Below are 13,624 nucleotides of genomic sequence, written 5' to 3' on the forward strand. Positions count from 1 at the left end.
GGGGGACTGCCTCGGTCGCGCTATTCGGTGGGGAGCTGGAGTCCCGGGAGTACGTTCGGCGTGCTGACGGCCGGCGGTGCCGGCGTCGGGTCGCCGGTCGCCGACGCGGCCGTCGCGCTGCCGAGAGCGACGCTGATCAGGAGCGCGCTCGCGAGGATGCCCACCGCCGACACGCCGCTGGCGAGCAGGGTGACGGGGGTCAGCCGGCCAGTTCGGCGCAGGCGCCTGACCGCGATCGCGATGCCGACTAGTGCCGCGGTCGCCATGGCGACCGTGAGCACTAGCGGCACCGTGACAGCAACCGTCGCCGCGGGAACGGCGACAAGCAGAGCGATCATGATCGGGCTGTTCCTCTCGGGTAAGGAACGATTCGTGTCGGGTACATGAACAGTGCCTTCCTGTCCGTCTTTAGGGGGACATGAGGTCGGCAAAAATGAAGCTATCAGCCCCCTTTACTGGGGTCAAGCTGGGAACCGCCCCACTTCGGGGGCACGACTGTGTCGAAAGTCGCACCGCGACGCGAAACTGGCTCCGGGACGGCGTTGTCCGTCGCCGTCCACCCGCGCGGGGATCGCTGGGGCGGCACGCCTAGACTGCTGCCACAGGAGGACCCATGCCGCACCCCGCAGAGGCGCAGACCGTTGACATCCCCACCGTGCCGGGGGCGAGTCCCGGGCTGACCGGTGTCCTCGCGGTACCGGAGGGCCCAGGACCGTGGCCGGGAGTGGTGCTGGTTCACGAGGCGTTCGGCATCAATGATGTGATGCGGCGACAGGCCAGGCGCATGGCGGACGCGGGCTATCTCGCGCTCATGCCCGACCTGTTCACCGAGGGTGGTGCGCGCAAGTGCCTCACCGAGACCTTCCGGGCGCTGACCGCAGGCGAGGGGAGGGCGTTCGCCGACATCGAGTCCGCCCGGCGGGCCCTCATGGCGCGCGACGACTGCACAGGGGCCGTCGGGGTGATCGGTTTCTGCATGGGCGGGGGGTTCGCCCTCGTCGCTGCGACGAGGGGATTCGCCGCGGCATCCGCCAACTACGGTCGGCTGCCCAGGGAGATCGACGTCGCGCTCGCCGGGGCGTGCCCGATCGTCGGAAGCTACGGCGGCAGGGACACGTCGCTGAGGGGGGCCGCGGCGAGGCTCGACGGGTCTCTCACGAGGCTCGGCGTTCCGCACGACGTGAAGGAGTACCCGGAGGCCGGTCACGCCTTCCTCAACGACGAGGAGTCCGGACCCCCGATCCTGCGTTTCGCCCTCAAGCGGATCATCGGGGCCGGCCCGAACCCGCCAGGCGGCGGCCGACGCCTGGCGGCGCATCGACGCCTTCTTCGCCGAGCACCTCACCGAGGCTGGCTGACCCGCGCCGTCGTCTCGACTGTCGTCGTGCCGATCGCCGTCGCGATCGCGTCTGCTGCCCGCACGAGGGCGAGGTGCGAGAAGGCCTGCGGGGTGTTCCCCGCGTGGCGCTTCGCCTTCACGTCGTATTCCTCGCTGAGCAGGCCGACGTCGTTGCACAGGGCCACGAGGCGGTCCATCAGCTCGGTGGCATCGTCGAGTCGGCCGCTTCGCGCGTACTGCTCGACGAGCCAGAACGAACAGGCAAGGAACGGATGTTCGCCGCCCGGGAGGCCGTCGACTCCGCTCTGGGTGAGGTAACGGAGCACGAGCCCGTCGTGCAGGAGCTCGCGCTCGATTGCCGACACCGTGCCGAGCATGCGGGGGTCGTCGGCGGCGACGAAGCCGATTTGGGAGAGCAGCAGCAGCGAGGCGTCGACGTTGGTCCCGCCGTAGTACTGCGTGAAGGTGTTGCGCTTCTCGTCGAATCCCTCCGTCTCGATCTCCTCGCGGATCGCGTCGCGGAGGCGTTCCCAGCGTTCGACCGGCCCGTCGAGTCCCGACTCGCGCACCGCGCGCACGGCGCAGTCGAAGGCCGCCCAGAGCATGGCGCGGGAGTGGGTGAAGTGCTGCTTCGCCCCCCGGATCTCCCAGATGCCGTTGTCGGGCCGGCTCCAGTTGTCCTCGATGAACGACATCAGCGCCCGCTGCAGCGGCCAGGAGAACTTGGTCTCGTTGAGCCCGACGCGCCTGGCCGACTGCAGGGCGAGCATCACCTCGCCGAAGATGTCGCCCTGGTACTGGCGCCACGCGTCGTTGCCCACGCGCACGGGGGACGCCCCGTGGTAGCCGGGCAGGCTCGGCACCTCCCATTCGGAGAGTCGGCGTTCGCCGGAGAGACCATACATGATCTGGATGTCGCCGGGGTCGCCGGCCACTGCGCGCAGGAGCCAGTTGCGCCAGGCGTCGGCCTCCTGCTCGAATCCGTGGCTGAGCAGCACGTCGAGGGTGAGCGATGCGTCGCGCAGCCACACGTAGCGGTAGTCCCAGTTGCGGCCGCCGCCGAACTGTTCGGGAAGGCTCGTGGTCACGGCGGCCACGATTCCGCCCGTCTCCGCGTGGCTGAGCGCCCGCAGCACGAGCAGGGAGCGGTGCACGTGGTCGTGGTACTGCGGTGACGCCACGCACATCGACGCCCACTCCTGCCACCATTTCTCGGTGTCTTCCTGCCGCTGGTCGACCTCCAGTGGCGCGGGCACCTCGCGGTGAGCGTGGAACCAGGTGAGGGTCATGTTCACGGTCTCGCCGGCCGACACCGTGAACTCGGCGGCGTGCGAGTGGTCCCTCGGGCTGAGCTTGGGCCCACGAAGCACCACGGCGTCCGGTCCAGCGACCGCGAGCAGCGCCGGCCCACCGGCTTCGTGAATCTGCCGCACCCAGGGAATCGCCTCGGCGTAGGCGAAACGGATGCGCACATCCTCCATCATGCGCACCGAACCGGTGACGCCGCGCACCCGGCGCACGACGTCGGCTCGACGGTCGCCGATCGGCATGAAGTCGGTGACCTCCACCTCGCCGGTCTCGGTCACCCAGCGGGTGATGAGCACGAAGGTGTCCTCGAGGTAGTGCCGGCTGGTCGCGAGCACCCGGTCCGCCGGCGCGAGCAGCCAGCGACCCTGGTCCTGGGTGCCGAGGAGCGCCCCGAAGGTCGACGCCGAGTCGAAGCGGGGGAGGCAGAGCCAGTCGATGCTGCCGTCCCGACCGACGAGGGCAGCGGTGTGGCAGTCGCCGATCAGGGCGTAGTCCTCGATGTGCAGAGCCATTCTGACATCCTCCCAGAGGTAACCTGTCGGCATGGTAGACGGCATCGGCACACTGGTGATTCTCGGGGCGGGGGGAGACCTCGCGAAGCGGCTTCTCCTGCCGGGTCTCGGGCAACTTCTCGACGCGGATCGGGGGCACGACTTCCGGCTCATCGGTGTGGGATTCGACGAAATGACCGACGACGAGTGGCGCGCCCGCGTCGCCGATTCGTTTGCGGCCGGCGAGGCGACCGGCCCGCGAGCCAGGGCCGTGGCGGGGGAGACCAGGTACCTGCGGGCCGACGTGACCAAACCCGACGACCTCCGCCGCATCCTCGCGAGCGTGACCGGTGTGCCGGCGCTGTACTTCGCCCTGCCCCCGAAGGTCACCATCGCGGCGTGCGCGGCCCTGCGCACCGTCGGCGTGCCGAAGGGAACGGTTCTCGGGTTGGAGAAGCCGTTCGGCACCGATCTTCGCAGCGCCCAGGCTCTCAATCGCAAACTCGTCACGCTCGTGCCCGAGACGCATATTCACCGGGTCGACCACTTTCTCGGCAAGTCGACGGTGCTCAACCTGCTCGGCCTGCGTTTCGCCAACCGGATCTTCGAGCAGGTCTGGAGCTCGGAGCACGTCGAGCGGGTCGACATCCGCTTCGATGAGACCCTCGCCCTCGAGGGCCGCGCCGGCTACTACGACAAGGCAGGGGCGCTCGTGGACATGATCCAGAGCCACCTCCTGCTCGTGATGGCGATCGTGGCGATGGAGCCTCCGTCGAGCCTCGACGCCGAGGATCTCCGCGGGGCGATGACGCAGGTTCTGAGGGCGACCAGGGTGTGGGACGGGGATGCCGTGACCGCGAGCCGACGCGCGCGCTACGGGGCGGGCTCGATCGACGGCCACAAGATCCCCGCCTACGACAAGGAGCCGGGCGTCGATCCGGAACTCGCGACCGAGACTCTCGCGGAGGTCACGGTGGGCATCGAGAACTGGCGCTGGGCCGGAGTCCCCTTCCACCTGCGCTCGGGCAAGGCGCTGTCCGACAAGCGGCAGGAGGTCGTGATCACCTTCAAGGACGTTCCGCACCGGCCGTACGGATTCACCGGCAACCCGGGTCCGGCGTGCCTGCGGATCTCGCTCAACCCGGACAGCATCGAACTCGACCTCAACATCAACGGCGAGGGCAACCCCTTCACCATCGACCGGGTGAGGCTCGACGTGAACTTCGCGGCGGGGGAGATGGCGCCCTACGGCGAGGTGCTGCACGGCGTCCTCTCCGATGACCCGACGCTCTCGGTGCGGGCGGATGCCGTGGAGGAGTGCTGGCGGATCGTCGCCCCGGTGCTCGCGGCCTGGCGCAAGAACGACGTGCCGCTCGACTCGTATCGGGCAGGCTCGACCGGTCCGACGGCCTGGCGTTAGCCCGGGGGCTGACCGGGGGCCCGCCGCCCCACGACGAGGCGCAGACCTCCGTCAAACTCCGTCAGCCCGCGGAACTCCCCATACCGCGCGTCCCACGCGCCGGAGGCGAGGTCCGAGCCCAGCTCGCGCACGAAACGCTCGACGGCGGCGGCGGGCACGAAGCTCCACGCGGACGTCGCGCGGCGCACCTCCGGCTCGAGCAGGCGTTCCGGCCGGGCGAAGAACGACTGAGCGAATCCGTCGACGCAATCGCGCGGGAGCAACACCGTCTCCACGGTGGTGTCTCCCCCGAGCGCGGCGACGATGGAGGGGATCGACGGCATGCGACGGGACTCGATCTCGAAGAGTTCCGGCGCGTAGTCCATCAACCACCAGTGCACAGGGGGCGCCGGATCGAAGGTGAGGATCACGACCGGCCCCGTCGTCACTCGTCTCATCTCCGAGAGGCCGGCGGCGAGGTCCGGCCACTGGTGCACGGTGACGCTGGCCATGCTCGCGTCGAAGCTGTCGTCGTCGAATGGCAGGTGGTCCGACAGCGCATCGATGGCGGGGGTGAGCCACGCCGGACGTTGTGCCCGCATCGACGCGGACGGCTCGACGGCGGTCACCGCGCGATCCACCGGCTCGTAGCTTCCGGCGCCGGCCCCCACGTTGAGCACCGTGCGCGCGTCACCGAGGGCCTCGAGGATGCGTGCGGCGATCCGCGGATCGGGCCGCCGGATCAGCGCGTAGCCCTCACCGATGCGGCTGTAGTCCGCGTCGCCGGCCGAGCCATCCGAATACCGATCGGTCATGAGACAGGTTTAGCAGCAGAGTTCCGCCCTAGAGCAGTCCGAGGTCCTCGAGTCGCTCCGCGAGACCTGCTCCGTCGGTCCCGTAGACCCACGGTGCGCTCGTGTGAGCGGTCTCTTCGCCCTTGCTCCGTCCGCCGGCGAGCACCGCCTCGCTGTTCGACAGCTGCCGAATCGCAATGCCGGTGACGTTCTCGGGGTGCGCGATGGCGAAGTTGCCATAAATCTCCTCATCGTGCTGCCCGTCATCGCCCACGAGCAGCCAGCGCACGTCCGGGAACTCCTCGGCCAGCCGGCTGAGCGTCTCGACCTTGTGCGCCCGGCCGCTGCGGAACCAGCGGTCATGGGTGGGCCCCCAGTCGGTGAGCAGCAGCGGTCCGGGCGGATAGAGGTTGCGGGAGAGGAATCGGGAGAGCGTCGGCGCCACGTTCCAGGCGCCGGTCGACAGGTAGAACACCGGGGTACCCGGATGCGCGCGGGTGAGCCGCTCATAGAGCACGGCCATCCCGGGAACCGGCCGGCGCGCGTGCTCGTCGAGAACGAAGGTGTTCCAGGCCGCGAGGAGCGGCCGAGGGAGGGCGGTGACCATGACGGTGTCGTCGACATCGGAGATGATGCCGACGTCGACGCTCGGGTCGACGACGAAGACGGGGGCCTCCACCAGCTCGGCGTCGTCGGTGTGGATGGTGATGGTGTGCCAGCCCGGCGCCAGGTCGACGTGGATCACCGTGTCCACGACTCCGCCGCGGTCGGCGACAACCCGCTGGCTGGTGCCGCCTATGTCGATGGTCACGGCGACGTCGTTGACGGGCACGCTTGTGAAACTTCGCCAGCCGCGGATCTTCTTGTACCGAATCCCGCCGTCGGGCGTCGGTTTGGTCAGCAAAACCCGGCAGAGCACGCGCACCCAGCCCGGAGCGCCGTAGCCCGTGTACGGGATGACGGTCGGCGTGTGCCCCCGCTTGCGCGCCCACTTCTCGCGAAACTCGTGCATCGCGTCTTCGGCTCGCGCCGCGAGATGGATGATCGGCTCGGCACTCGACACGCCGGCCGGCGTCTTTCGTGTCCTGGCCATTCGGCAAGTCTTTCACGTCTCGGCTCCGATCCCTTGATCGGATGGTGCAGAGTGAGTTAGAACTGGGGACTTGTCACCTTGCCGAAAGAGGAGTAGTACGGCAATCTGAGATTCTTCCACGATTTTTGGGCTCGCGTAGAAATTAGCCGCGCCCCCGCGACGGGGGCACGATATGATGCGAGTCGACTTGAAAGGGAGTTGCATTGGACGCCGTTGACCCGACACACCCCGTACCGGAAGGTGCGACGCTACTCCGAAACGAACCGGTGCAGGCACGCAGCACCGCGAGGCTCGCGAGCCTGCTCGACGCTGCGGCTGCGGTGGTCGACGAGATCGGTTACGAGCGACTGACGACCGCGCTCGTGGCCGAGCGCGCCGGCGCCTCGATCGGCACCGTGTACCGCTACTTCCCGGACCGCATCGTCGTTCTCCAGGGCCTGAGCGCGCGTTTTCTCCGCGACCGCATCGAGCGCACCCAGCAGACGCTCGTCGACCCGGCTCGTCTCACCTGGCAGGACGCCATTGACGGCGTCTTCGACGACCTGATCGACGCGTTCCGCACAATCCCGGGATTCCGGTCCCTCCGTTTCGGCGACGTGCTTGACCTCAAACCAGACCCTGCGGGCCGATCGGGAAGCGCCATGTACGCCGGTGTGGTGGCGGCCGCGCTCTCGGGGCGGTTCGGGCTCACCGACGACCACGATCTCGCGGTGCGTACCACGGTGGTCATCGACATCATCGACGCCCTCTTCTCGCGCGCCTTCTCGGTGAACGCCACCGAGGACGACCGCTACGTCGACGAGGCACGCGCGATCTGCCACAGCTACCTTGCCGGTTTCTACGGGGAGGCCGCGAACTCCTGAGCAGTGGGGTGCCGGCTCGCACCACGCGTCTCGGATTCGTAATGTTGACCAATCGGGAATGACGGCGGCGCCGAATAGTGTTTAGCTAGAAAGCGTCCGGCAAGTGTCGATTCGTGTAACCCACGAGGAATGAGCCGCCCCGATGATCGAGTTCGTCAACGTCTCCAAGCGGTTTCCGGATGGCACGGTGGCTGTCGAAGACTTCAGCCTCGTGATGCCCTCGCGCAAGACGACGGTGCTCGTCGGGTCGTCCGGCTCGGGCAAGACCACCCTGCTTCGGATGATCAACCGCATGGTGGACCCGTCCTCCGGGCGCATCGAGATCGACGGTGAAGACACCTCGAGCCTCGAGCCGGTGGCGTTGCGTCGGCGCATCGGCTATGTGATGCAGAACTCCGGCCTCCTGCCGCACTTCAAGGTCATCGACAATGTGGCGACGGTTCCCGTGCTCAATGGAGTGCCGAGAAAGCAGGCGCGCGAGCAGGCGCTCACCCTGCTCGACACGGTGGGCCTCGACCGCTCCCTGGCGGACCGCTATCCCAGCCAGCTCTCCGGAGGTCAGCAGCAGCGGGTCGGCGTGGCCAGGGGACTCGCCGCCAACCCGAACATCCTGCTCATGGACGAGCCGTTCGGCGCGGTCGACCCGATCGTGCGCGCCGAGCTCCAGGTTGAGCTGATCCGCCTCCAGCGGGAGCTCGACAAGACCGTGGTGTTCGTCACCCACGACATCGACGAGGCGTTCCTGCTGGGCGATCAAGTCGTGATCCTCGAGACCGGAGGAAGGGTGGCCCAGGTCGGATCGCCGACGGAGATCCTCTCCGACCCGGCGAATGATTTCGTGGCGAATTTCATCGGCGCCGAGAAGGGCAAGCGTGCCCTGAGTATTCGCAAGACGCCGCGCGGGGAGATCCTGGTGGACACCGAGGGCCGCGCGGCCGGAGTGCTGGTGCCCGGTCCGGACGGATCACCGGCGTGAACTGGATCGTCAACAACCTTCCCCAGGTCTGGCAGCTCACCCTCCAGCACCTGGCCACCTCCCTGCCGCCGATCGCGCTGAGCTTCGTGATCTCGGTGCCCATCGGCTGGGCGGCGAACCGGTTCCGGTGGAGCCGCGGTTTTCTGCTCACCGTCTTCGCGCTGCTCTACGCCGTGCCCTCCCTGCCCCTCTTCTTCGTGCTTCCGGCGCTCATCGGCACCGGGCTGCGGGACTCGGTCAACGTGGTCATCGCGCTCACCCTGTACGGGGTGGCGCTGATGGCGCGCTCGACGGCCGACGGCCTCGAATCCGTCGACCCGGACATCCAGCTTTCCGCCACCGCGATGGGCTTCTCCGGTTGGACCAGGTTCTGGCGCGTCGAGCTTCCCCTCGCCGGTCCGGTGCTGCTGGCCGGCATCCGGGTCGTCGCCGTGAGCACCATCAGCCTCACCACGGTCGGCGCGGTGCTGGGCATCCCGAGCCTCGGCATCCTCTTCACCGACGGCTTCCAGCGCGGCATCGTCGCCGAGATCCTCACCGGCATCGTCGTCGTGATCGCCATCGCCCTGCTGGTGGATGCCCTGCTCGTGCAGATCGGCCGGCTCCTCATGCCGTGGGGCCGCGCAGACGCGACGGCCAGCACCGGTCGCCTCGACCGCCGCGCCAGGCGGGCGGCGGCCGCATGAACTTCTTCGTCGAGGCGATCGCCTGGATTCTCGACCCGCGCCACTACGGCGGCGAGAACGGAATCGACACGCGCATCGTCGAACACCTCGTGATCAGCTTCGGGGTCGTTCTGGTCGCCGCCCTCATCGCGGTTCCGCTCGGCTACGCCATCGGCCACACGGGTCGGGGCCGGGCGGCGGCGATCGCCCTGTCCGGCGGCATCCGGGCGCTCCCGACCCTCGGCCTGCTCATCCTGATCGCCCTCGGCGTCGGCATCGGGCTCACCGCGCCGTTCATCGCCCTCGTGGTGCTCGCGATCCCCTCGATCCTCGCCGGCGCGTATTCCGGTTTCGAGGCCGTCGACCGGCGCACGATCGACGCGGCCCGATCGGTGGGGATGACCGAGTGGCAGGTCGTCGGACGCGTCGAGGTGCCCCTCGGTCTACCCCTGCTGATCGGCGGCCTGCGGGCGGCCTCCCTCCAGGTGATCGCGACCGCGACCCTGGCCGACTACGTGGGCGGCGGCGGACTCGGCCACTTCCTCTTCCTCGGCCTCAAGACCAACGACTACCCGCAGGTGCTCGCCGGATCGTTCGTCGTGATCCTTCTCGCGATCGTCTCGGAGATCCTGTTCGGCGTCATTCAGCGCCTCGTCATTCCGGCCGGAGTCTCGGCCGGGATGTCCACCAACGTCCGCGTGAGATCACCCCGGTCTCAAGCGGCAACGGGTTAATCAACCCCTAATAGTCAAAGGAAACTCAGCTATGTTCACAACAGGAAGAGGCCGGCTCGTCGCACTGGGCGCAGTCGTGGTTGGGGCGGCAATAGCCCTTTCAGGGTGCGCCACGAGTAACCCGCTCGCCACGGGGGCGGCGACGCCCGCCGGCGGTACGCTCATCGTCGGGTCCCAGGCGTACTACTCCAACGAGATCGTGGCCGAGATCTACTCTCAGGCCCTCGAGAACGGTGGCTTTAAGGTCGACCGCCAGTTCAAGATCGGCCAGCGCGAGGTGTACCTCCCGGAGATCGAGGCGGGCAAGATCGATGTGTTCCCGGAGTACATCGGAAGCCTGGACCAGGCGCTCAACAAGACCGCGGCCGGCGGCGTCGAGGACGCCGTCTACAAGGACCTGACGTCGGTGCTCCCCAAGGGCCTGCGTGTGCTCAAGCCGGCCGAGGCAGCCGACCAGAACTCGTGGACCGTGACCGAGGCCTTCGCCAAGAAGTGGAAGCTCACCGACATCGCGTCGCTCAAGAACGTGACCGACCCGATCATCGTCGGCGGCAACTCCGAGCTCGAGACGCGACCGTACGGGCCGACCGCCCTCAAGTCGAAGTACGGCATCACGACGGCTGGCTTCAGCGCGGTGGAGGACAGCGGCGGGCCGCTCACGGTGAAGGCACTGGTCGACAACAAGATCCAGCTCGCCAACATCTACACGGCGGACCCGAACATCAAGTCGAACAACCTCGTGGCACTCAAGGACCCGGACGGGCTGTTCTTCCCGGACAACATCGCGCCCGTCGTCTCCAAGAAGGTCACGGACAAGGCGGCGGCGATCCTCGACAAGGTGGACGCGAAGCTCTCCCAGAGCGACCTCGTGAGCCTCAACTCCGAGAGCGTGAACGACCAGAAGTCGGCCGACGTCATCGCGAAGGACTGGCTCACCAAGAACGGCCTGCTCAAGTAGCAGTCCGGTCGGCCACGGCGGGGCCGGGGGCTACGGCTCCCTGGTCCCGCCGTCGTCGTTGGGCAGGTCTCCCGGGGGGACATCCATGTGGCGCGCCTCCGAGCGCACGATCAGCTTCTTCGCGAGCAGGGCGAGCAGGAGGAACACCGCGATGATCGCCGCGAAGAGGTAGCCCGCGTAATGCAACTGGGACGAGAGCTGACGGTACGAACCGGCCGCGAGCCAGCCGACGGACACGTAGGCTCCGGCCCAGATCACACAGGCCGGCGCCGTCCAGGCCAGGAACTTGCGGTAGCGCATAGCGCTCATGCCCACGGTGAGGGGGATGAGGGCGTGCAGCACAGGCAGGAAGCGGGAGACGAACACCGCGACGCCGCCGCGTCGATCGACGTAGTTCTTCGCTCGCACCCAGTTGACCTCGCCGAGCCTGCGCCCCAGGGGGCTCACTCGGATGCGCGGGCCGAAGTACCGGCCGAGGGCGAAGCCGAGGCTCTCCCCGGCGAGGGAGCCCACGACGACGGCCGCGAAGAGCGCCGCCCACTCCGCCCAGTCGACGATCGCCGTGGAGGCCACGAGCACGATGGTGTCCCCGGGCACGATGAGCCCGATCAGGATGGAGGTCTCGAGAAACATCCCCACCGTGGCCAGGAGCACGCGCAGCACAGGGTCGACCTGCCGGACGGTGTCCAGAATCCAGCCGAGGACCTCGTTCACAGCCCGGGTCCGGTCGCCGGAGGGTCGGGCAGGGGCTTGCGCAGCCGGTCGAGCCTGGCGCGCCAGAGCGCGAGACGGCCGGGAAGCTCGGCTGGTTCTGGGCCGTCGATCCACCCGGTGACGATCCGGATGCCCTGAAGCGCGTTGAGCGCCCAGATCTCCAGCCCGTCCAGCTCGCTGGGGGTCACCGACTCATAGTGCACGTCGATGCCGAGCGCGGTCGCGAGCGCGATCACCGATCTCGCGGTGACGCTGTCCACCCGGTCGAGGTCGAGCGACGGTGCGCAGAGGAACTCTCCACGCCACCAGAGAATCGAGCTGTACGCCCCCTCGATGACGAAACCCTCCGGCGAGACGATGACCGCCTCATCCGCCCCTCGCGCCTGAGCCTCGGTGCGAAGTCGGAGGAGCGCCGCGGTGTCTGGTCCCTTGACGAGCGGGGAGGTTCGCGGGTCCCGGCCGCGATGGGTGGCCAGGCGCACCGACCTTGTGCGCTCCGGGGCGGAGCGCAGGCGGAACACCAGGAGCGGCGCGCCGTCCCTGAGCTGCAGCTCGACGCGGGGGAACCAGTCCCCGGTGCGCGGGATCTGCGCGATCACGGCGTCCCAGAAGCCGGCCGGATCGAGTCCGGGGTGCTCGCCGGTGATTCCGGAGAGGAAACGGGAACGGTGTACCTCGAGGGCGAGCACCGCTCCCTCGGTCACGAGCCAGGAGTCGGCCACGGCGACCGCGGTGCCGAACATGTCGCAGTACTCGAGCGGTTGCAGGTGGCCACCGTGCCAGCGGTAGATCGAGGTCGTACTCATAGAGTTAGGTTATGCGCCAACGTCTGATCGAAGCGCCTGTGCGCGGCTGGACCGACCCGGCCGACGCCTTCGCCTCACTCCTCGGCGACTCCGAGCGCGCGGTCTGGCTCGACTCCGGAGTGCATGCCGTCGCAGGAATGAGTTATTTGGCGGCGGGATCCCGGCTCGTGACCGCCTCGGTGCCGGCCGGCACGATCACGGTCGACGGTATTCCGGAGCAGGGGACCATCCTCGATTTCCTGCGCCGGGAACTGCCCACGCGCGCCGTGGGCGGTGCCGGATTCCGCCTCGGCTGGGTCGGCTGGCTCGGCTACGAGTTGCGCTCCCAGACCATGGGCACACCGATCACCCACGAGTCCGCGGTGCCGGACGCCTCACTGCTGTTCGTCGACCGTGCGATCGCCTTCGACCACCACAGCCGCACGATGCGCGTCATCGCGCTCGGTGACGACTGGCTGGGCGAGCTCGGCGAGTGGCGGCGGACGGTCTCGCGACGGCTCGCCACGTCGGCGACCCGCGGGTCCACGGTCGCGGAGACGGCTCCACCAGTGAGCGCCCCACGGGTGATCTGGGCCTACGAGGACGACGAGTACCTCGCGATGATCCGGGAGTGCCAGGCCTCGATCGCGGCGGGCGACGCGTACCAGCTGTGCCTCACCACGCAGGCGGTCGTGGAGGCCAGGCCCGATCCGCTGGCAACCTATCTCGCGCTGCGTCGATCGAGCCCCACCCACCACGGCGCGCTCTACATCGCGGACGGGATCGCGCTGCTCAGCGCGTCGCCCGAGCTCTTTCTCTCGGTGTCCCCGGACGGCATCGTCGAATCCCGGCCGATCAAGGGCACGAGGGCGCGGGGCGCCACTGCCGGCGAGGACGCCGCGCTCGCCACCGAACTGGAGCAGAGCGACAAGGAGCGCGCGGAGAACCTGATGATCGTGGACCTCATGCGCAACGACATCGCCCGGGTGAGTGAGGTCGGCTCGGTGAGCGTGCCGAGCCTCATCGCCTTGGAGAGCTACGCGCACGTGCACCAGCTCGTGAGCACGGTGCGCGGACGGCTCGCCGCCGGCCGGACCGGCATCGACGCGGTCGAGGCCTGCTTCCCGGCCGGTTCGATGACGGGCGCGCCCAAGCTCAGCGCGGTCACCATCCTCGAGCGGCTGGAGAACCGCGCCCGGGGCGTGTACTCCGGCGCGTTCGGCTACTTCGGCCTCGACGGCCGGATCGACCTCGCCATGGTGATCCGCAGCATCCTGATCGACCGCGATCGCAGCACGGTGGGGGCAGGGGGAGGAATCACGGCCCTGTCGGTGCCCGAGGACGAGCTCGACGAGGTGCGGCTCAAGGCGGCCGCCCTCCTCGCCGTGCTCGGCGCCCCCGGCCATCCCCCCGCCCCTTCCGAAATCCATGCAATCTGAGCTCACCCCCGCGTGTCGTCTGCGGCTGCACGGCGTGGCGAGCCGGAAAGCATGGATTTCGGAAGG

The 13,624-nt window shown here is 68.6% G+C and carries 13 protein-coding genes and 1 pseudogene; 8 read left to right on the plus strand and 6 right to left on the minus strand.

Going from position 1 to position 13,624, the window contains the following annotated elements; translation table 11 throughout:
• Window positions 1-20: 20 nt before the first annotated feature.
• Complete coding sequence (locus FVP33_RS00200; protein ID WP_147781628.1) at window positions 21-338, minus strand: hypothetical protein; 318 nt, start codon at window positions 336-338, stop codon at window positions 21-23.
• 275 nt (window positions 339-613) lie between these two features.
• Between FVP33_RS00200 and FVP33_RS00205 the strand changes: the two are divergent.
• Window positions 614-1,171: pseudogene (locus FVP33_RS00205) on the plus strand (dienelactone hydrolase family protein); the annotation flags it as partial.
• Window positions 1,172-1,341: 170 nt separating this feature from the next.
• Here the strand turns inward: FVP33_RS00205 and FVP33_RS00210 are convergent.
• On the minus strand, window positions 1,342-3,159 hold the full coding sequence (locus FVP33_RS00210; RefSeq protein ID WP_147781629.1) for a glycoside hydrolase family 15 protein: 1,818 nt from the start codon (window positions 3,157-3,159) through the stop codon (window positions 1,342-1,344).
• Between the two features lie 31 nt (window positions 3,160-3,190).
• Between FVP33_RS00210 and FVP33_RS00215 the strand changes: the two genes are divergently transcribed.
• Window positions 3,191-4,558: a glucose-6-phosphate dehydrogenase gene (locus FVP33_RS00215; protein ID WP_147781630.1), complete on the plus strand. Its 1,368-nt coding sequence runs from the start codon at window positions 3,191-3,193 to the stop codon at window positions 4,556-4,558.
• Here the strand turns inward: FVP33_RS00215 and FVP33_RS00220 are convergent.
• Complete coding sequence (locus tag FVP33_RS00220; protein WP_147781631.1) at window positions 4,555-5,352, minus strand: class I SAM-dependent methyltransferase; 798 nt, start codon at window positions 5,350-5,352, stop codon at window positions 4,555-4,557. The two genes, FVP33_RS00215 and FVP33_RS00220, sit on opposite strands and share 4 nt — an antisense overlap.
• Window positions 5,353-5,380: 28 nt before the next feature.
• Complete coding sequence (locus tag FVP33_RS00225) at window positions 5,381-6,424, minus strand: App1 family protein phosphatidate phosphatase (RefSeq protein ID WP_147781632.1); 1,044 nt, start codon at window positions 6,422-6,424, stop codon at window positions 5,381-5,383.
• A 266-nt stretch (window positions 6,425-6,690) separates the two neighbouring features.
• On the opposite strand from FVP33_RS00225, the gene FVP33_RS00230 reads away from it, so the two are divergent.
• From FVP33_RS00230 to FVP33_RS00250, 5 genes are all read left to right on the plus strand, one after another.
• The gene (locus FVP33_RS00230) at window positions 6,691-7,287 is read left to right on the plus strand and encodes a TetR/AcrR family transcriptional regulator (protein WP_246142090.1); all 597 of its coding nucleotides are present in this window, start codon (window positions 6,691-6,693) and stop codon (window positions 7,285-7,287) included.
• Between the two features lie 142 nt (window positions 7,288-7,429).
• Window positions 7,430-8,263, plus strand: coding sequence for an ABC transporter ATP-binding protein (locus FVP33_RS00235; protein WP_147781634.1), 834 nt, complete (start codon window positions 7,430-7,432; stop codon window positions 8,261-8,263).
• The gene (locus tag FVP33_RS00240; RefSeq protein ID WP_147781635.1) at window positions 8,260-8,949 is read left to right on the plus strand and encodes an ABC transporter permease; all 690 of its coding nucleotides are present in this window, start codon (window positions 8,260-8,262) and stop codon (window positions 8,947-8,949) included. Before FVP33_RS00235 ends, FVP33_RS00240 begins: the two co-directional genes overlap by 4 nt.
• Window positions 8,946-9,662: an ABC transporter permease gene (locus FVP33_RS00245; RefSeq protein ID WP_147781636.1), complete on the plus strand. Its 717-nt coding sequence runs from the start codon at window positions 8,946-8,948 to the stop codon at window positions 9,660-9,662. Before FVP33_RS00240 ends, FVP33_RS00245 begins: the two co-directional genes overlap by 4 nt.
• A 31-nt stretch (window positions 9,663-9,693) precedes the next feature.
• Window positions 9,694-10,620 carry an ABC transporter substrate-binding protein gene (locus FVP33_RS00250; protein ID WP_147781637.1) on the plus strand — a complete coding sequence of 309 codons (927 nt, stop codon included), beginning with the start codon at window positions 9,694-9,696 and terminating at the stop codon, window positions 10,618-10,620.
• Between the two features lie 30 nt (window positions 10,621-10,650).
• Here the strand turns inward: FVP33_RS00250 and FVP33_RS00255 are convergent, their stop codons facing one another.
• Entirely contained in the window at window positions 10,651-11,334 is a 684-nt protein-coding gene (locus tag FVP33_RS00255) for a DedA family protein (protein ID WP_147781638.1), read from the minus strand.
• Window positions 11,331-12,140 (minus strand): aminotransferase class IV, encoded by an 810-nt coding sequence (locus FVP33_RS00260; protein ID WP_147781639.1) that lies wholly within the window; start codon window positions 12,138-12,140, stop codon window positions 11,331-11,333. The genes FVP33_RS00255 and FVP33_RS00260 overlap by 4 nt, the downstream gene beginning before the upstream one ends.
• Window positions 12,141-12,151: 11 nt before the next feature.
• Between FVP33_RS00260 and FVP33_RS00265 the strand changes: the two genes are divergently transcribed.
• Window positions 12,152-13,558 (plus strand): anthranilate synthase component I family protein, encoded by a 1,407-nt coding sequence (locus FVP33_RS00265; protein ID WP_147781640.1) that lies wholly within the window; start codon window positions 12,152-12,154, stop codon window positions 13,556-13,558.
• The last annotated feature ends 66 nt before the right edge of the window (window positions 13,559-13,624 follow it).

The sequence above is a fragment of the Lacisediminihabitans profunda genome (assembly GCF_008040105.1).
Taxonomy (GTDB): domain Bacteria; phylum Actinomycetota; class Actinomycetes; order Actinomycetales; family Microbacteriaceae; genus Lacisediminihabitans; species Lacisediminihabitans profunda.

Coding starts and splice junctions, on each gene's coding strand:
- FVP33_RS00200 (WP_147781628.1), bottom strand. CDS start 338: ATGATCGCTCTGCTTGTCGCCGTTCCCGCGGCGACGGTTGCTGTCACG.
- FVP33_RS00210 (WP_147781629.1), bottom strand. CDS start 3,159: ATGGCTCTGCACATCGAGGACTACGCCCTGATCGGCGACTGCCACACC.
- FVP33_RS00215 (WP_147781630.1), top strand. CDS start 3,191: ATGGTAGACGGCATCGGCACACTGGTGATTCTCGGGGCGGGGGGAGAC.
- FVP33_RS00220 (WP_147781631.1), bottom strand. CDS start 5,352: ATGACCGATCGGTATTCGGATGGCTCGGCCGGCGACGCGGACTACAGC.
- FVP33_RS00225 (WP_147781632.1), bottom strand. CDS start 6,424: ATGGCCAGGACACGAAAGACGCCGGCCGGCGTGTCGAGTGCCGAGCCG.
- FVP33_RS00235 (WP_147781634.1), top strand. CDS start 7,430: ATGATCGAGTTCGTCAACGTCTCCAAGCGGTTTCCGGATGGCACGGTG.
- FVP33_RS00245 (WP_147781636.1), top strand. CDS start 8,946: ATGAACTTCTTCGTCGAGGCGATCGCCTGGATTCTCGACCCGCGCCAC.
- FVP33_RS00250 (WP_147781637.1), top strand. CDS start 9,694: ATGTTCACAACAGGAAGAGGCCGGCTCGTCGCACTGGGCGCAGTCGTG.
- FVP33_RS00260 (WP_147781639.1), bottom strand. CDS start 12,140: ATGAGTACGACCTCGATCTACCGCTGGCACGGTGGCCACCTGCAACCG.
- FVP33_RS00265 (WP_147781640.1), top strand. CDS start 12,152: ATGCGCCAACGTCTGATCGAAGCGCCTGTGCGCGGCTGGACCGACCCG.